Below are 18235 nucleotides of genomic sequence, written 5' to 3' on the forward strand. Positions count from 1 at the left end.
CGCTGGCGCCTGTGCCCGCGGTGGCCCCATCGGCCGCGCCAGAGGCGTCCTGGTCCCAGCGGTTGAGCGCGGTGCTGCCGGCGTTGCCCCTTGCCACGGTGTCTGCCCAGGCTGCGATGCCGGGGACGACCGATGGCTGGCTGGGGCAGCTGCAGTCAGTGGGGGCGCAAACGGGTCAGGTGGCGGGCGAGTTGGTCAACACGGCGCTGGGGCTCATCGGCGTGCCCTACCGCATGGGCGGCAACTCGCCGCAGACGGGCCTGGACTGCAGCGGCTTCGTGCGCTACGTGTACGCCAACACCTTGGGGTTGGTGCTGCCGCGCCGCGCGGCCGAACAGGCGCGGGCCACCGCGCCGATCGCCAAAGAAGAGCTGCGCCCGGGGGATTTGGTGTTTTTCAACACCATGCGGCGCGCGTTCAGCCACGTGGGGGTGTACCTGGGCGATGGCAAATTCATCCACGCCCCCCGCAAAGGCGAAAGCGTCAAGATCAGCGACATGAACGACCGCTACTGGGCGCGGCGCTTCAACGGCGCGCGCCGCGTCGATGCGCTGGACGCTGCAGTCGCCGACGTGCGCTGAATCCGTTCAGGAGCCGAGCAAGCGCTCGATGTCGCCGACCAAGGTGCGGCTGTCCGGCGCGGTCAAGCTGCTGTAGGCGATGACGGTGCGGCCGTCGCGGCTGATCAGGTACTTGTAGAAATTCCACTTGGGCGTGCTGCCGGTGCGCTCGATCAGCTGCTTGAACAGTGGGTTGGCGTCGGCCCCGCGCACGCTGGACTTGGCAAACATCGGAAACTGCACGCCAAATGTGTTTTCGCAGAATTCGGCGATTTGCTGGTTGCTGCCCGGCTCTTGCTGGCCAAAGTCGTTGGACGGAAAACCCAGCACCACCAGCCCGCGGTCGCGGTAGCGGCGGTAGAGCTCTTCCAGACCTTTGTACTGTTGCGTAAAGCCACAGTAGCTGGCGGTGTTGACCACCAGCACCACCTTGCCGGCGTACTGGCACAGGTTCTGCGGCTTTTCGTCTTGCAGCCGCGCAAAGGTGTGCTGCAACACCGCGGGGCAGGCCGTGGCGGCAGGGACAGGGGGCGGGCTGGCGTGGCTGGGCTGCGGCATCGGGGCCAGGGTCAGGGCAAACAGCGTGGCGGTGGCCACAGGGAAGGCGAGGCGCATGCGCAAACTCCCGCGATGATCGACGCAACCCCCATGCTAGCCGAGCACGTTTGTCCACAGCGCCAGCACGGCCTCCCGCTGCGGGGCGACCGCGGCGGGGTCGATTTGGGTGTTGGCCTCGTCGAGCCGCGCCCGATGCTGCAGCTGGCGCAGGTGGCGGTAGGCATCGGCGGCGGCGCGGCCCACCCCGGGCGGCAGCAGACCCGCGGCCTCGGCGCGCTGCAGCAGCGCGATGTTGCCCACGTTGTCGCGCAAGCCCGGGTGGGCGGCGCTGTGGGCCAGCACCAGGTATTGCACGGCAAATTCGACGTCGATCATGCCGCCCGGGCTGTGCTTGAGGTCGAAGCGTCCGGGCCGCACCGGGTGCGCCTCGTACAGGCGCTGGCGCATGGCGCGGATTTCGGCCGCCAGGGCGCTGGGGGCGCGCGCGGCGGTGATGACGGCCTCGCGCACCGCGTCAAAGCGCGCGCGCAGGTCATCGGTGCCGACGACGAAGCGCGCCCGCGTCATGGCCTGGTGCTCCCAGGTCCAGGCGGTGTTGCTGCCCCGGTTCTGCTGGTAGTTGGCGTAGGCCTCGAAGCTGGTGATGAGCAGCCCGGAGTTGCCGTTGGGCCGCAGCGCGGTGTCGATTTCGAACAGGTCGCCCTCGCCGGTTTTGACGGTGAGCCAGTTGATGAGCTTGCGCACGAAGGCGGCGTAGACCTCGGGCGCGCGCTCGTCATCGTCGTCGTACACGAACACGATGTCGAGGTCGCTGCCATAGCCAAGCTCTTTGCCGCCGAGCTTGCCGTAGCCGATGATGGCATGGCGCGGCGCATCGCGGTGCCGGCCCTTGAGGCGCTCCCAGCACCAGCGCCCGGTGATGTCGAGCACCGCGTCGGCCAGGGCGCTCAGATCGTCGGCCACCTGCTCCACGCTCAGCAGGCCCTCGACGTCGCGCGCCAGCGTGCGAAACACCTCCGCGTGGTGGGCGCGTCGCAACAAATCGAGCAGCGCCTCGTCGTCGTCCTCGCCGGTTTTGTGCAGGGCGTGACGGCGCGCCTCCAGCTCGGCCGCGAAGGCCCGGGCGTCGAAGCGCGTCTCGTACAGTTCGGCGCTGGCCAGCTCGTCGATGACGCCGGGGTGGCGCAGCAGGTAGCGCGCGGGCCAGCGTGCCGCCCCCAGCACGCGCAGCAGCCGCTGGTGCACGGCCGGGCGTTCCTGCAGCAGCGCCAGGTAGCTTTCGCGGCGCAGCAGCGGCTCGATCCAGTCGATGAAGCGCAGCGCGGCGATCAGCGGCGCGCGCCCGTCGTCCAGCCACGCCAGCGTGCGCTCCAGCAGCCGCACCAGGCGCATGCGCGCCTCCTCGCGCAGCGCCAGCACGCGCGGGTGCTGCGCCCACGTCGCCAGGCGCTCGGCCAGTTCCGGCGGGCACTGGCTGCGCAGAGCGTCCAGGTCCTCGGCGGCGCTGCGGCCGGGGCACCCCTTGCCGTTGCAGCCCGCTGCGTGCCCATTGCCGCCGAGCAGGGTGTCGAATTCCTGCGCGACGACTTCGCGGTGGGCATCGAGCGCGCTCAAAAAGGCCGATGCGCTGCCAAAGCCCAGCGTGGCGGCGATCCAGGCCAGATCGTCGTCGCGCGTGGGCAGCACATGGGTTTGCTGGTCATCCAGGTACTGGATGCGGTGCTCGACGCGGCGCAGGAAGACGTAGGCCTCGGCCAGCTGGCGCGCCTTGTCTTCGGGCATGAGGCCGGCGCGCGCCACGCGCTGCAGCGCCTGCAGCGTCGGGCGCGTGCGCAGCTCCGGGAACTGACCGCCGCGCACCACCTGCAGCAGCTGCACGATGAACTCGATTTCGCGGATGCCGCCACGCGAGAGCTTGACGTCGTGCGCACGCTCCGGGTGCCCGGCGGCGCGGCGCGCGGCGTGGTCGCGGATTTGCCGGTGCAGCCGCCGCAACGCCTCGAACACGGCGTAATCCAGGTAGCGCCGAAACACGAACGGCAGCACCACCGGGCGCAGCCACTGGCCGCTGCCGTTGCGGTGCGCGCTCTCGGCGGGGGCGACCACGCGACTTTTGAGCCAGGCAAAGCGTTCCCATTCACGCCCATGGGCCTGAAAGTAATCCTCCAGCGCGCCCAGTGACACCGCCGGTGGCCCGGAATTGCCGTTGGGGCGCAGCGCCAAATCGACCCGAAAACACTGGCCGTGCTCGGTGATGTCGCTCACCAGCGTCTGCATGCGCCGCACCAGCTTGGCAAAATATTCGTGGTGGCTGATGCGGTTGCGGCCCTCGGCATTGCCCGCGGTCTCGCCGTCGGCCTCGTAGACGTAAATCAGGTCGATGTCGCTGGAGACATTGAGTTCGCGCGCGCCAAACTTGCCCATGCCGACGATCCACCATGCGCAACGGCGCGGCGCCGGAGCGGCATCCGCCGCGGGGGTGGCCGGCTCGGGCGCGCTGACGATGGGCATGCCGTGGCGTTCATCGAGCTCGGCGCAGGCGGCCTGCGCGGCCTCGTCCAGCACCAATTCGGCCAGGGCCGTCATGCCGTGGGTGACCACCTCCAGCGGTGCGCCCTGTTCGCAGTCGAGCACCGCCAGCCGCTCCAGCGTCAGGTGGCGCAGCACGCGCAGGGCGGCATCGAGGGGCAGGCCGCGCGCACGCAGGGCCTGCAGGGCGGCGCGCAGGCTCGCCGCGGTGGGTGGGCCCTCCGGCAGCAGGGCGCGTTCGTCGGCATAGCGGCGCCGCACGCGTTGCACGAACCGGCTGTGCTCGGCGCTGGCCGAACCAACGCAAACGCTCGACATCATAATTTCGTGTGACTCCGATCCCATCCGCCTTGCAGACCGCCGCACCGTGGCGCTGGCGCGCGCTTGCGCTGGCGTCGCAGGTGCTGCTGGCGCTGGTGGTGGCGTGGTGGGGGTTGCTGATCCTGGCGTGGGGTGCCCTCCAATACTGGATTGTGCCGCGAGCGCCGGCGTGGAAACCGGCGCTCGAGGCGGTGGCCACACGCGCGCTGGGGGTGCAGGTGACCGTGGCGGCGCTGGAAGTCGCCACGAACGGCCCCGTGTCCACGTTGGTGCTGCGCGATGTGCGCCTGCACGACGCGCATGGGCACGAAGCCCTGCACCTGCCGCGGGTGCAGGCCGCGGTCTCGGTGGCCGGGCTGTGGCGCCTGGGGTTCGAGCAATTGGTGGTGGAGGGGCCGACGCTCGAAGTGCGACGGCTGGCCGATGGCCGGCTGCGGGTGGCGGGGCTGGACGTGGGTGCCGCCAGCGGCGACAGTCCGCTGGCCGACTGGTTTTTTCGGCAGCGCGAAGTGGCCGTGCGGGCCGGCACGCTGGTGTGGATCGACGAGCAGCGCCCCGCCGCGCCGCCGCTGGCGCTGACCGCGGTCGATCTGGTGGTGCGCAACCCCACGCAGCGCCACGAATTTCGGCTCGACGCCACGCCACCCAGTGGGTGGGGCGAGCGCTGGACGGTGCGCGGGCGCTTTCGCCAGCCGCTGTGGCACATCCACCCCGGGCGCTGGCGCGAGTGGTCGGGCGAGCTGTTCGTGCTCGCGCCGTGGCTGGATGCGCAGCGGCTGGGCGTGTACCTCGACACCGCCGCCCTGTGGGGCGTGCGCGAGTTGCAGGCCAGCGGGGCGCTGCGCCTGTGGGCCGATGTGCGTCGCGGCCAGTGGCAGGCGGCCACGGCCGATGTCCAATGGCAGGATGTGCGCGTGCGGTGGGTGCCGGCTGCGCCGATGCCGGCCGAGCCGTTGGTGGTGGCCCACCTGGCCGGGCGGCTGCATTGGCAGCGCGAGGATGCCACCACGACCTGGCGCACCGAGGGGCTGCGCATCACCACCACCGACGGCAGCGACTGGCCGCGCGGCGACGTGCGCTTTGCGTACACGCTGGCGCCGGACGGGGCGCTGCGGGAGTGGGCGCTGGCGTCGGACCGGCTGGATCTGGGGGTGATTCAGCGTTTGGCGCGCGTGCTGCCGCTGGGCGATGCGGTCCACCGCTGGGCTGTTGAAACCCAGCCGGTGGGCATTGCCGAAAACCTGTCGGTGCGCTGGAGCGCAGCGTCCCAGGCCGGTGGCGCGGCGCGGTGGCAGGCCCAGGGCCGGGTGCGTGGGCTGGGCCTGCGGGCGGGCGAGCCGCCGGCCGGGGTGGCGGGCGCTTACGGCCGCCCCGGGCTTGAGGGGGTGGAGGCCGACTTCGCCTTCGACGAGCGCGGCGGTCGCGCCAGCGTGGCGCTGCGCCGGGGGGCGCTGACCTTCCCCGGGGTGTTCGAGGAGCCGCGGCTGCCCTTCGATGAACTGTCGGCCGAGCTGCGCTGGCGCATCGATGGACCGGCGATGGCGCTCGACGTCGAGCGCTTGAGCTTCGCCAACGCCGATGCCGCCGGCAGCGGCAGCGTGCGCTGGCGCACCGCCGATCCGGCACGCAGCCCCGCGCACGATCGCTTTCCCGGCCATCTGACCTTGGACGTGCGGCTTAGCCGCGCCAACGGCGCGCGCGTGGCGCGTTACCTGCCGCTGACCGTGGGTGCCAGCGCGCGCACGTACCTGCAGACGGCCATTCGCGCCGGACGGGTGGGCGCGGCCACCTTCCGCGTCGACGGCGACCTGTGGGACTTCCCGTTTGCCGATGCCCGCCAGGGCACATTCGATGTGCGCGCCCAGCTGCACGACGTCGCGTTCGACTACGCGCCGCCGCACCTGCTGCCCGCGGGCAGCGCGCTGTGGCCCGGGCTCGAGCGCGTGGCGGGTGAGCTGCGCATCGACGGGGCCCGCTTGCAAATCGTCGGGGCCAGTGGCCAGGTGAGCGGGCAGCCGGGCTTGCGCGTGGTGCAGGCGGACGCCGTGATCCCCGACTACATGGCCGACCACCCCCAGTTGCGCGTGCAGGGGCTGATTCGCGGCGGCGGGGACGAGGCGCTGCGCTTCGTCGCGGTCTCCCCGCTGCGCAGCTACACCGGGGGTGTGCTCGACACCGCCCGCGCCACGGGGGCGCTGGACGTGGCGCTGGACCTGCGCATGCCGCTGGACGACGCCGAGCGCACGCAGGTGCGCGGGCAAGTGCGCTTTGCCGGCAACGATGTGCAGTTCGGTGCGGATGTGCCGGTGCTGCAGGGGGTGCGCGGTGCGCTCGACTTTAGCGAGCGCGGCTTCGAGGTGGCGCAGGCCAGTGCGCGCGTGCTGGGCGGCGAGTTGCGCTTCAGCGGCGGCATGGCCACGCGCGACGAGGGCACCTCGGTGGTGCGGTTTCAGGGGCAGGGCAGTGTCAGCGCGGCCGGGCTGGCGGCCAGCCGCGAGTGGGCGTGGGCGCGCTGGCTGGGCCGCCATGCGCAGGGCACGGCGGGCTACACGCTGGCGCTGCGCTTTGGGCCCGACGGCATGGGCATGCAGTTTGACAGCGACCTGCGCGGCCTGGCGCTGTCACTGCCCGCCCCGCTGACCAAGCCGGCCGATGCCGCCTGGCGCCTGGGGGTGGTGCTGGAGCCGCTGCCACAGCCAGCGTCAGCAGGCGCGCGCCAGCGCGACCGCCTGCGGCTGACCCTGGCACCTGCCGCCGGCGCGGCGCCTTGGCAGGCGGAATACGAACGCGAGCATGTGGGCGCCCAAACCGCGGTGCGGCGTGGCCGCATGGCGCTGGGCGGCGAGCTGCCGGAATGGCCCGCTGCAGGCGTGGCCGCGGTGCTGCGCGTGCCGCAGCTCGATGCCGATGCCTGGCAGGCGGCCCTGGAGGCGCCGGCGGGGACGGGCGGGGACGCGATGACTGGTGCCGCGCAGGACTACGGCCCCACCAGCCTGGGCGTGACCGTCGATCGGCTCGTCTTCGGCGGGCGTCCTTTCGAGGGTGTGACCGCCGGTGGCACGCGCGTGGGCGAGACGTGGCAGCTGTCCGTGGCGGCGCGCCAGCTCGAGGGCTATCTGGAATACCGCGGCGGTGCGCAGGAGCGCGTGCGTGCCCGGCTGGCGCGGTTGCAGCTGCCGCCCAGCGCGGCGGCCGACATCGAGCGGCTGGCCAGTCAGCCGCGCTCGGTGCCCGCGCTCGACGTCGTCGTCGAGGCCTTCGAGCTGGCGGGCCGGCCCCTGGGGCGGCTGGAGGTGCAGGCCAGCAACCGCGACGCCGCGCAGGGGGGCGAGGCGCTGCGCGAGTGGCGGCTGCAAACCCTGCGCCTGAGCGTGCCCGAGGCGCGGCTGAGCGCCACCGGCAACTGGGCCCCGACGCCGGCGCTGACCGCACCGGGGCAGGCCGCCGGCGCGCGCCGCACCGCGCTGCAGCTGCAGCTCGACATCGACGATGCGGGCGCGCTGTTGGAGCGCTTTGGCTTTGCCGGCACGCTGCGCGGCGGGCGCGGCCGGTTGCAGGGCAGCCTGGGCTGGCTGGGTTCGCCGCTGGCGTTGCACATCCCCAGCCTGTCGGGCGAGTTGACGCTGGATGTGCAGCGGGGCCAGTTCCTCAAGGCCGACCCGGGCATCGCCAAGCTGCTGGGGGTGCTGAGCCTGCAATCGCTGCCGCGGCGGCTCACCCTCGATTTTCGTGACGTGTTTAGCGAGGGCTTTGCGTTCGACTTCGTGCGCGGCCATGTCCGCATCGCGCATGGGGTGGCCAGCACCAACAACCTGCAGATGAAAGGGGTGAGCGCCGCCGTGCTCATCGAAGGGCAGGCCGATCTGGTGCGCGAGACGCAGGACCTCACCGCCGTGGTGGTGCCCGAACTCAACGCGGGCACAGCGTCCCTCGTGGCCACCATGATCAACCCGGTCACCGGGCTGGGCAGCTTTTTGGCGCAATGGCTGCTGCGCGAACCGTTGCAGGCCGCCGCCACGCAGACCTTTCGCATCAGCGGGTCGTGGAGCGACCCCCAGGTGGAGCGGATCCGCCGTACGATGGAGGCTGCCCAACCGTCCAACGACCCACCGGAGCGCCAACCATGAAAGTCGCCGCCATACAAATGGTCTCGGGCGTGAGCCTGGAGCGCAACCTGGCCCAGGCCTACGCCCTGCTCGACCAGGCCCGCCACGCCGGGGCCGAGCTGGCCGTGCTGCCCGAGTATTTTTGCTTCATGGGCGAGCGCGACGCCGACAAGCTGCTCATCGCCGAGACGCCCGGGCTGGGCAAGGTGCAGGATTTTTTGGCCGATGCGGCGCGCGAGCTGGGGCTGTGGATCGTGGGCGGAACGGTGCCGCTGGCCACCGACGATCCGCAGCACGCCGCCAATGCCTCGTTGGTCTACGACCCGGCGGGGCGCTGCGTGGCCCGTTACGACAAGATCCACTTATTCCGTTTCCACGACGGCCGCCAGGGGTACGACGAGGCCGCGGTGCTGCGGCCGGGCGATGCGCCCGTGGCCGCTGCGGTGACCGACCGCGCCGGGCTGACCTGGCGCGTGGGCTTGAGCGTGTGCTACGACCTGCGCTTTCCCGAGCTCTACCGGCTGCTGGCCGCCGACGTGCTGGTGGTGCCGGCCGCGTTTACCTACGTCACCGGCCAAGCGCACTGGGAGGTGCTGTTGCGCGCGCGCGCCATCGAAAACCAGGCCTATGTGATTGCCAGCGCCCAGGGGGGGCAGCACGAAAACGGCCGCCAGACCTGGGGCCAGAGCATGGTCATCGACCCCTGGGGCCAGGTGCTGGCGCAGCAGGCCACGGGGCCGGGCGTGGTGGTGGCCGAGCTCGACCGCGCGCACCAGCAGGAGGTGCGCCGGCGCCTGCCCGCGCTCGAGCACCGGCGGCTGTGAGCGTGGCCCTGCAGGGTTGTGAGCGCGTCAGCGCGGGGGGTGATCCGGACCGCGGGCCGGGGGCGCGTCGGCGCCGCCTGCATGGGGGTCGGCCGCCGCGTCGTTGGGCTCGCCGCGCTTGCGGCCGGCGAACATGGTCCACCACACGATGAAGACGAACAGCAACAGGGCGCCGAGGGCTTCGAGCAGCAACAGGGTCATGATGGCTACCGGACGGGCAAAGAAGACGTGGCGGTTGTGGCGTGCGACCGCTGCGCTGGCCGCGGCCGCGATTGTCGGCCTGATGGCCAGTTGCAGCAGCGCGCCCCCCGCGCCGGCCGAGCGTGTGGGTGCACGCGATGGTGTGGAGGTCAGCGCCCCGGCGCCGGTTCCCGCCGCAGCGCCCGGCGGCCCCGCGCTCCCGCTGCCCACCCCAGCCGACCCGGGGGCGGCGTCGGCTTTGCCCCTGATCGATGGTCAGCAGGCGCCGGTGCTCACGGTGGCGGATGCCGCTTGGCAGACCGCCGATGCCCAGCCGCTGCCCGCGCCCTGGCGCCGCGGCGCCGCGCTGTGGCAGCCGGTGCGCTGGGCGGATGTGCCCGGCTGGGGGCGTGACGCGCTGCACGAGGCCTGGAACGCCTGGCTGCGCAGCTGCGAGCGGCCCACGCCGCCGTGGACGCGGGTGTGCGCCGAAATGCGCCGCCTCGCGTTGGCCGATGCGGCCGAGCGGCACGCCTGGATGATGCAGCGGCTGCAGCCCTACCGCGTGCTGGCGGCCGATGGCGCCAACCGTCCGGGCCTGCTCACCGGCTACTACGAGCCGGAATTCGTCGCCAGCCGGCTGCGCCAAGGGCCGTACCGCGTCCCGGTGTATGCGCCGCCGCCGGTGCTGGCCGCCGACGGGCGCCCGTGGTACAGCCGCCAGCAGATCGACACCGACCCCCAGGCGCAGGCGCTGCTCGAGTCGCGCGTGCTGGCGTGGCTGGCCGACCCGCTGGACGCGCTGCTGCTGCAGATTCAGGGGTCGGGCCGCGTGCGCATCCTCGAACCCGACGGGCGTTGGACGCATGCGCGCCTGGCCTACGCGGCCCACAACGGCCATCCCTACCAGAGCGTGGGGCGCTGGCTGCTGCAGCGGGGCGAGATCCGCGAGGGCACCTGGGAGGCCATCCGCGCCTGGGCGCAGGCCAACCCGCAGCGCATCGATGAACTGCTGTGGAGCAACCCGCGCGTGGTGTTTTTCCGCGAGGAGCCGCTGGACGCGCTCGACGCCCAGTTCGGCCCGCGCGGCGCGCAAGGCGTGGCCCTGACCCCGGGGCGCTCGGTTGCCGTGGACCGCGACGCCATCCCGTATGGCACGCCGCTGTGGCTGGTCTCCAGCGGGCCGGTGGCGCAGCTGCAGCGGCTGGTGCTGGCCCAGGACACGGGCAGCGCCATCGTCGGGGCGGTGCGCGCCGATTTCTTCACCGGCTGGGGCCAGGCCGCGTATCCGCTCGCAGCCGGCCTCAAGCAACCGCTGCAACTGTGGGCGCTGTGGCCGCGCGACGCCCGCTAGCACGATAGGATCGACCCCCATGACCCTGCGCATCGGCATTCTCACGGGCGGTGGCGACTGCCCCGGCCTCAACGCGGTCATCCGCGCCGTGGCCAAATCCCTCATGCGCCAGTGCGGCGCCGAGGTCATCGGCATCGAGGACGGCTTTGCCGGCCTGTTGGAGGATGCACCGCGTGTGCGCCCCCTGACCTGGGAGGCGGTCAGCGGCATCCTGATGCTTGGCGGCACCATCCTGGGCACCAGCAACCGTGCCGACCCGCTGCGCAGCCCCGCCGATACCGAGCGCGTGCTGCGCCATGTCCAGGCCCTGGGGCTGCAGGGGCTGGTGGTGATTGGCGGCGACGGCTCGATGCGCATCGCCCATGGGCTGGCGGCGCATGGGCTGCGCGTGGTCGGGGTGCCCAAGACCATCGACAACGACATCCCCGGCTGCGAGCGCAGCTTTGGCTTCGATACCGCGGTGGCCACGGTCACCGAAGCCATCGAGCGTCTGCAGACCACCGCGCAGAGCCACGGGCGCGTCATGATCGTCGAGACCATGGGGCGCTACGCGGGCTGGATCGCGCTGGAGGCAGGCCTGGCCGGGGCGGCCGATGTCATTTTGCTGCCCGAAATCGACTACGACATCGAGGCCGTGGCCGCCGTGTGCCGCGCGCGCGCGCAGCGCCGGCGGCACACCATCGTCTGCATCGGCGAAGGGGCCAAACCGGTGGGTGGCGCGTTGACCGTGCAGGCCCACGAGGCCGGCCGGCCCGAGCCGCTGCGCCTGGGCGGGGTGGCGCACGCCTTGGCGCAGGCCCTGCAGCCGCGCGTGAGCAGCGAGGTGCGCGCCACCGTGCTGGGCCACGTGCAGCGCGGCGGCAGCCCGACGCCGTTCGACCGCGTGCTGGCCACCCAGTACGGCAACGAGGCGGCCCAGCTCGTCATGGCCGCGGCCTGGGGGCGCATGGTCACGCTGCAGCAAGGCCGCCTGGGCAGCGTGGCGCTGGCCGATGCGGCCCACGGCAGCCGCCAGGTGCCGCCCGACCACGCGCTGCTGCGCGCCGCGCGCCAGATCGGCGTGCACCTGGGCGAGCGGTTGGGCGCTTGAGCCCGGTCGCCCGCCTGCCCGCCATGTGTCGCTGAAGCGACATCTTGACCCCGGCCGGCAGGGCCAGGCCCCGTTGTCGGCACGCCCAGCAGGGTTTCCCGGTAGGCGTGTGGGCGCGGCGTTGCGGCATAGTAGAGGCTTTCAACTTTCTGACAGGTGAGTGACATGCGACACACCGTGATCGCCGTGGCGGCGGCGCTGGCGCTCGGGGCCGGCGGTGCCTGGGCTAAGACGTTCAAGTGGGCCAGCGCCGGGGAAATCCCGTCCTGGGACATCCACTCGCAGAACAACGCGCTGTCCAACGGCATCCATGCGGCCGTCTACGAATCGCTGGTCTACTACAACAGCAAGACCTTCAAGGTCGAGCCGTTGCTGGCGCAAAGCTGGCGCGAGATCAGCCCGACGCAGATCCGCTTCACGCTGCGCAAAGGCGTCAAATTCCACGACGGCGCGCCGCTGACGGCGGACGATGTGGTGTTTTCGCTGCAGCGCGCGATGGCCAAGACCTCCAACTTCGCCATCTACACCCAGGGCATCGACAAGGTGGTCAAGGTCGATGACCTGACCGTGGACGTGCTGCTCAAGGGGCCCAACCCGGTGCTGCTCAACCAGCTCACCGAGCTGCGCATCATGAACAAAGCCTGGGCCGAAAAGAACAAATCGCTCGAGCCCAAGGACATGAAAGCCAGCGATGAAAACTTCGCGCACCGCAACGCCAATGGCACCGGGCCGTTCCGGCTCAAGCAGTGGGTGCCGGACCAGCGCATGGTGCTGGAGCGCAACCCCAACTACTGGGGCTCGCCCAACACCAACGTCACCGAAATCGTCTACACGCCGATCAAGTCTGACGCCACGCGCATGGCGGCGCTGCTGTCGGGCGAGGTGGACTTCGTGCTCGACCCCACGCCGCAGGACCTGCCGCGTCTGCGCAACAACCCCAACCTCAAGGTCATCGACGGCGTCGAAAACCGCACCATCTTCCTGGGCATGGACCAGTTCCGCGACGAGCTGCCGGGCAGCAACGTCAAGGGTAAGAACCCGCTGAAGGACCTGCGCGTGCGCAAGGCGCTGTACCAGGCCATCGACATCGACACCATCCACCGCGTGACGATGCGCGGCCTGAGCCAGCCCACCGGCGCACTGGTGGCGCCCCAGGTCGCGGGCTGGAGCGAGTCGGTGCACAAGCGCTACCCGTTCGACATCGAGGCGGCGCGCAAGCTGCTGGCCGACGCCGGCTACAAGGACGGCTTCGAGGTCGATTTTGCCTGCCCCAACAACCGCTACATCAACGACGAGCAAATCTGCCAGGCGGTGACCGCGATGTGGGCCAAGATCGGCGTCAAGGCCAAGCTGCGCACGCTGCCGCTGACGACCTACTTCCCCATGATCCAGCGCTACGAGGCCAGCATCTACATGCTCGGCTGGGGGGTGCCCACCTTCGACGCCCTCTACAGCCTGCAGTCGCTGGTGCACACCCCCGGTCCGGGCGGCGATGGCAATTACAACGTCGGGCGCTACAGCAACCCCAAGATCGACGCGGTCATCGACCGCGCCAAGACCGAGACCGACCCCTACATCCGCCCGCGGCTGCTGACCGAGGCGCTGCAGCTGCACAACGACGAGGTGGTGCACATCCCGCTGCACAACCAGATCATCCCGTGGGCGATGAAGAAAAACATCGAGCTCGTCCACCGCGCCGACAACCGGCTCGACTGGCGCGTGGTGCAGGTCAACTGAGCGCGACCGCGTCGTGCCCCGGTCGGGGCGCGGCGCATCCGGCAAACGCCGGCGTGCCGTGGCCCATGCGGGGCCACGGTGTCGCGCGTTTGGGTATGACGCGAGCGGCCAGGCGTTGTGCCGTGGCCGTTGGGGAGATGTTTCATGGTGGCTTTCGTCGTGCGTCGCCTGCTGCAGGCGGCGCTGGTGATGCTGGCCGTGGCGTTCGTGGCCTTCATGCTGTTTCAGTACGTGGGTGACCCCGTGCTGCAAATCCTGGGGCAGGACGCCACGCCGGAGGAGGTGGCGCGCGTGCGCGCCGAGCTGGGGCTGGATCGACCGTTCGTGGTGCAGTTTGCGCACTTCGTCGTGCAGGCGCTGCAGGGCGAGTTTGGCGTGAGCCTGCGCCAAGGCGTGCCGGTGGCGCAGCTGATTGCCGAGCGGCTGCCCGCGACGCTGGAGCTGGCGCTGGTGGCCGCGCTGCTGGCGCTGGCGCTGGGCATTCCGATGGGCGTGTACGCGGCGCTGCGCCGGGGGACGTGGCTGGCGCAGCTGTTCATGACGTTTTCCCTACTGGGGGTGTCGCTGCCCACCTTTTTGATTGGCATCGTGCTGATCCTGGTGTTTGCCGTGCAGCTGGGCTGGCTGCCCAGTTTTGGCCGTGGCGAGGTGGTGCAAATCGGGTGGTTCACCAGCGGGCTGCTGGCGCCGGGCGGCTGGCGCCACCTGGTGCTGCCGGCGGTGACGCTGGCGATTTTTCAGCTCACGCTCATCATGCGCCTGGTGCGCGCCGAGATGCTGGAGGTGCTGCGCACCGACTACATCAAGTTCGCCCGTGCCCGGGGTCTGAGCGACCGCGCGGTGCACTTTGGCCACGCGCTCAAAAACACGCTGGTGCCGGTGATGACGATCACGGGCCTGCAACTCGGCGGCCTGATCGCCTTTGCCATCATCACCGAGACGGTGTTCCAGTGGCCGGGCATGGGGCTGCTGTTCATCCAGGCGGTGACGTTTGCCGACATCCCCGTGATGGCCGCCTACCTGTGCCTGATCGCGCTGATCTTCGTGGTCATCAACCTGATCGTCGATCTGTTGTATTTCGCCGTCGATCCGCGCCTGCGCCTGGACAAGGCCGGCGGCCACTGACGGCGGGGCCGTGGCTCACAACGCAAGGACATGCCTATGAAATCCTGGTGGATGCGCTGGTGGGACAGCGACATCGGATACAGCTTTCGTTCGTCGCCCACGGCGATCGTGGCGGCGCTGATCGCGCTGCTGTGCGCCCTGGCGGCGCTGCTGGCGCCCTGGGTGGCGCCGCACAATCCCTTTGACCTGGCCAGCCTCGAGTTGAGCAACGCCCGCCTGCCCCCCGCGTGGTACCCCGAGGGGCAATGGGCGTTTCCGCTCGGCACCGACGACCAGGGCCGCGACATCCTCTCGGCGCTGATCTTTGGCGCGCGCATCTCGCTGCTGGTGGGGCTGGTGTCGGTGGCCCTGTCGGTGTTGATCGGCGTGGCGTTGGGGCTGCTGGCGGGGTTCGTCGGCGGCTGGCTGGATGCGGCGCTCATGCGGCTGTGTGACGTGATGCTGTCGTTTCCGGCCATCCTGATTGCGCTGTTGATCGCGGGCGTGGGCAAGGCGCTGTTCCCCAACGCGCACGAGACGCTGGCCTTGGGGGTGCTGATCGTCTCCATCACGCTGACCGGCTGGGTGCAGTACGCGCGCACGGTGCGCGGCTCGACGCTGGTGGAGCGGCAGAAGGAGTACGTGCAGGCCGCGCGCGTGATCGGCGTGGCACCATGGCGCATCATGACGCGCCACGTGCTGCCCAATGTGCTGGGGCCGGTGCTGGTGCTGGCCACCATCCACGTGGCCACCGCCATCATCACCGAAGCCACGCTGAGCTTTCTGGGGGTGGGGGCACCGCCCACCACACCGTCGCTGGGCACCCTGGTGCGCATCGGCAACGACTACCTGTTCTCGGGCGAGTGGTGGATCACCATCTTCCCCGGGGTGATGCTGGTCATCATCGCCTTGTCGGTCAACCTGCTGGGGGACTGGCTGCGCGACGCCCTCAACCCGCGCCTGCGCTGAGCGGAGAACCCCATGGACAAACTGCTCGAAGTCAAGGACTTGGTGGTGGAGTTCCCCACCCGCCGCGGCGTCCTGCGCGCGCTCGATGGCGTCTCGTTCGACATCGCGCCCGGCGAAATTCTGGGTGTGGTGGGGGAGTCGGGGGCGGGCAAGTCGCTCACCGGCGCGGCCATCATCGGTTTGCTGGAGCCCCCGGGGCGCATCGCCGGCGGCGAGATCCGCTTGCAGGGCCAGCGCATCGACAACCTGCCACCGGCGCAGATGCGGCGCTTCCGCGGTCGGCGCATCGGGGCCATCTTTCAGGATCCGCTGACCTCGCTCAACCCGCTCTACACCATCGGCCGGCAGCTGACCGAAACCATCCGCACCCACCTCGACGTCTCGGCCGACGAAGCGCGTCAGCGCGCCATCGAGCTGTTGCGCGACACCGGCATCCCGGCCGCTGAGGAGCGCATCGACCACTACCCGCACCAGTTCTCGGGCGGTATGCGCCAGCGCGTGGTCATCGCCTTGGCGCTGGCAGCCGAGCCGCAGCTGGTGGTGGCGGACGAGCCCACCACGGCGCTGGACGTCTCCATCCAGGCGCAGATCATCACGCTGCTCAAGCGCATCTGCCGCCAACGCGGCGCGGCGGTCATGCTGGTCACGCACGACATGGGCGTGATTGCCGAGACCTGCGACCGCGTGGCGGTCATGTACGCCGGTCGCGTGGCCGAGATCGGCCCGGTGCACGAGGTCATCCACCGCCCCGCGCACCCGTACACCGCCGGGCTGATGCGCTGCATCCCCGACATGGAAGTGGAGCGCGAGCGGCTGCACCAAATCGACGGCGCCATGCCGCGCCTGGGCGAAATCCCGCGCGGCTGCGCCTTCCACCCACGCTGCGAGCAGGCCATGCTGCGCTGCCACGACCAGCGTCCCGACCTGATGCCGGCCGGCGCCACGCGCGCCGCTTGCTGGCTGCACGAGGCGGCCGCGGCCCCAGATGCCACGACCGCCGCGGAGATCACCCGATGAGCACCCCCGTGATGGATACCGCCGCCCCCGCAGCGGCGCCCAGCACCGCCCCGCTGGTGGTGGTGGAGGATGTGGCGCGCACCTTCGACGTCTCGGCGCCGTGGCTCAACCGCGTGCTCGAGCGCAAACCGCGCCAGTTGCTGCACGCCGTCGATGGTGTGAGCTTCGAGATCGCGCGCGGCCAAACGCTGGCGCTGGTGGGCGAGTCCGGCTGCGGCAAAAGCACCGTCGCACGTCTGCTGGTGGGGCTGTACGCCCCCACGCGCGGCCGGTTCTGGTTCGACGGCCAGGACGCCCACGCCGCCTATCGCAGCGCGCAAGGGCGCCAGCTGCGTCGGCGCATCCAGATGATCTTCCAGGACCCCTACGCCAGCCTCAACCCGCGCTGGCGCGTGGAAGACATCGTCGCCGAGCCGCTGCGCGAACACGGCCTGCTGCGCGACCCCGCGGCGCTGCGCGAGCGGGTCGGTCAACTGCTGCGCTCGGTCGGTCTGAGCCCGCACGACATGGTCAAGTACCCGCACCAGTTCTCGGGCGGGCAACGCCAGCGCATCAGCATTGCGCGCGCGCTGGCCACGCAGCCGGCGTTTTTGGTCTGTGACGAGCCGACCTCGGCGCTGGACGTGTCGGTGCAGGCGCAGGTGCTCAACATCATGAAAGACCTGCAGCGCCAGCAGGGACTGACCTACCTGTTCATCAGCCACAACCTGGCCGTGGTGCGCCACGTCAGCGACCACGTGGGCGTGATGTACCTGGGGCGGCTGGTGGAGCTGGCCGACAAGCGCACGCTGTTTGCGCAGCCGCGCCACCCCTACACGCGCATGCTGCTCGAGGCCATCCCCAAGCTGCACGCCACGGGCCAGGCGCGCACCCCGGTGCAGGGCGAAGTGCCCAACCCGCTCAACCCGCCCAGCGGCTGCGCCTTCCACCCGCGCTGCCCGCACGCCAACGCGCGCTGCCAGGCCGAACGCCCGGCGCTGCAAACCATCGGCGGCGTGCGCGTGGCTTGCCACGCGGTGGAAGAAGGCCGCTTGCGCTGAACGTCGGCGCGATACGGTCGCCCCCAGTGCGCATCCGGCGGCGCCCACTCAGCCCGTGCTGCTAAGAACGGATGACTCCAATGTCTGCGCCGCCAGACACAGGTCGGCCCAGGCCTTGGCTTTGTCGGCCGGGTTGCGCAGCAGGTAGGCAGGGTGGTAGGACACCACCACCGGCACGGTACGTGTCCCCAACCGGGCGGTAAAGACCCGGCCGCGCAGCCGCCCCAGCGGGGTGGCGGCCAGCTCCTGCGGGGGCAGGCAGCCGCCTTCGGCCAGCAGCGTCTGTGCCGCAAAGCGCCCCAGGGCCAGGATGATGCGCGGTTGCAGCAGCGCGATCTGGCGCCACAGGTACGGCGTGCACTGCGCGATTTCCTGCGGTTGCGGGTTGCGGTTGCGCGGGGGGCGGCACTTGAGCACGTTGGCGATGTAGACGCCCTGCCCGCGGCGCAGCGCCAGGGCGGTCAGCATGCGGTCGAGCAGGTGGCCGGCGCGACCGACGAAGGGTTCGCCCTGGCGGTCTTCTTCTTCGCCTGGCGCTTCGCCCACGATCAGCCAGGTGGGTTGGCGGTCGCCCACCCCCGGCACGGCGCGCTGGCGGCATGCGCCCAGGCCGCAGCGCTGACAGGCGTGGATGGCAGCCTCCAGCGCCTGCCAGTCGAGCGTGTCGAGGGCACCGGCCGGTGCGGGCGCCCCCTCCTCTGATCCCGGGGCGGCCGGCAGAGGCGCTTGCCGCGCAGATGGATGCTGAGGAGCGCCAGCTGGTCGAGGGCTTGTTGGCCGCACGCAAGGCATGGCAGGCCAAGCGCGACCAGGCCCTGGAGGCGATCAAGGCCGAAAACTTCAGCA

The 18235-nt window shown here is 71.0% G+C and carries 14 protein-coding genes; 10 read left to right on the top strand and 4 right to left on the bottom strand.

From position 1 onward, the window contains the following. The first annotated feature begins 116 nt into the window (after positions 1–116). A complete protein-coding gene (locus Tther_RS08045; RefSeq protein WP_246098962.1) occupies positions 117–581 on the top strand; it encodes a C40 family peptidase in 465 nt (154 codons plus the stop codon). Between the two features lie 6 nt (positions 582–587). Here the strand turns inward: Tther_RS08045 and Tther_RS08050 are convergent, their stop codons facing one another. Both Tther_RS08050 and glnE read right to left on the bottom strand, forming a co-directional pair. Further along, the gene (locus Tther_RS08050) at positions 588–1175 is read right to left on the bottom strand and encodes a glutathione peroxidase (RefSeq protein ID WP_143902703.1); all 588 of its coding nucleotides are present in this window, start codon (positions 1173–1175) and stop codon (positions 588–590) included. 36 nt (positions 1176–1211) lie between these two features. Further along, complete coding sequence (glnE, locus tag Tther_RS08055; protein ID WP_246098961.1) at positions 1212–3965, bottom strand: bifunctional [glutamate--ammonia ligase]-adenylyl-L-tyrosine phosphorylase/[glutamate--ammonia-ligase] adenylyltransferase; 2754 nt, start codon at positions 3963–3965, stop codon at positions 1212–1214. A gap of 11 nt (positions 3966–3976) precedes the next feature. Here glnE and Tther_RS08060 point away from each other — a divergent pair, with 11 nt between their 5' ends. Together Tther_RS08060 and Tther_RS08065 are read left to right on the top strand one after the other, a co-directional pair. Further along, entirely contained in the window at positions 3977–8095 is a 4119-nt protein-coding gene (locus Tther_RS08060; protein WP_143902707.1) for a YhdP family protein, read from the top strand. Continuing rightward, complete coding sequence (locus Tther_RS08065) at positions 8092–8898, top strand: carbon-nitrogen hydrolase family protein (RefSeq protein WP_143902709.1); 807 nt, start codon at positions 8092–8094, stop codon at positions 8896–8898. Before Tther_RS08060 ends, Tther_RS08065 begins: the two co-directional genes overlap by 4 nt. A 27-nt stretch (positions 8899–8925) precedes the next feature. On the opposite strand, the gene Tther_RS13270 is transcribed toward Tther_RS08065, so the two are convergent. Continuing rightward, the gene (locus Tther_RS13270) at positions 8926–9099 is read right to left on the bottom strand and encodes a hypothetical protein (RefSeq protein WP_185975037.1); all 174 of its coding nucleotides are present in this window, start codon (positions 9097–9099) and stop codon (positions 8926–8928) included. Here Tther_RS13270 and mltA point away from each other — a divergent pair. From mltA to Tther_RS08100, 7 genes are all read left to right on the top strand, one after another. Beyond that, a complete protein-coding gene (mltA, locus tag Tther_RS08070) occupies positions 9032–10432 on the top strand; it encodes a murein transglycosylase A (RefSeq protein ID WP_143902711.1) in 1401 nt (466 codons plus the stop codon). The genes Tther_RS13270 and mltA overlap by 68 nt on opposite strands. A gap of 25 nt (positions 10433–10457) precedes the next feature. Next, positions 10458–11522, top strand: a complete 1065-nt coding sequence (locus Tther_RS08075; protein ID WP_143902725.1) for a 6-phosphofructokinase — start codon at positions 10458–10460, stop codon at positions 11520–11522. 165 nt (positions 11523–11687) lie between these two features. Then, positions 11688–13259, top strand: a complete 1572-nt coding sequence (locus Tther_RS08080) for an ABC transporter substrate-binding protein (RefSeq protein WP_143902713.1) — start codon at positions 11688–11690, stop codon at positions 13257–13259. Positions 13260–13403: 144 nt separating this feature from the next. Next, complete coding sequence (locus Tther_RS08085; protein WP_143902715.1) at positions 13404–14384, top strand: ABC transporter permease; 981 nt, start codon at positions 13404–13406, stop codon at positions 14382–14384. A gap of 36 nt (positions 14385–14420) precedes the next feature. After that, the gene (locus Tther_RS08090) at positions 14421–15332 is read left to right on the top strand and encodes an ABC transporter permease (protein WP_143902717.1); all 912 of its coding nucleotides are present in this window, start codon (positions 14421–14423) and stop codon (positions 15330–15332) included. Positions 15333–15344: 12 nt separating this feature from the next. Continuing rightward, positions 15345–16349: an ABC transporter ATP-binding protein gene (locus tag Tther_RS08095; RefSeq protein ID WP_143902719.1), complete on the top strand. Its 1005-nt coding sequence runs from the start codon at positions 15345–15347 to the stop codon at positions 16347–16349. A gap of 11 nt (positions 16350–16360) precedes the next feature. Next, positions 16361–17389 (top strand): ABC transporter ATP-binding protein, encoded by a 1029-nt coding sequence (locus Tther_RS08100; RefSeq protein ID WP_143902727.1) that lies wholly within the window; start codon positions 16361–16363, stop codon positions 17387–17389. Positions 17390–17437: 48 nt separating this feature from the next. On the opposite strand, the gene Tther_RS08105 is transcribed toward Tther_RS08100, so the two are convergent. Continuing rightward, positions 17438–18181 (bottom strand): uracil-DNA glycosylase family protein, encoded by a 744-nt coding sequence (locus tag Tther_RS08105; protein WP_143902721.1) that lies wholly within the window; start codon positions 18179–18181, stop codon positions 17438–17440. Positions 18182–18235: the final 54 nt, after the last annotated feature.

The sequence above is a fragment of the Tepidimonas thermarum genome, assembly GCF_007556705.1.
GTDB classification, from domain to species: domain Bacteria; phylum Pseudomonadota; class Gammaproteobacteria; order Burkholderiales; family Burkholderiaceae_C; genus Tepidimonas; species Tepidimonas thermarum.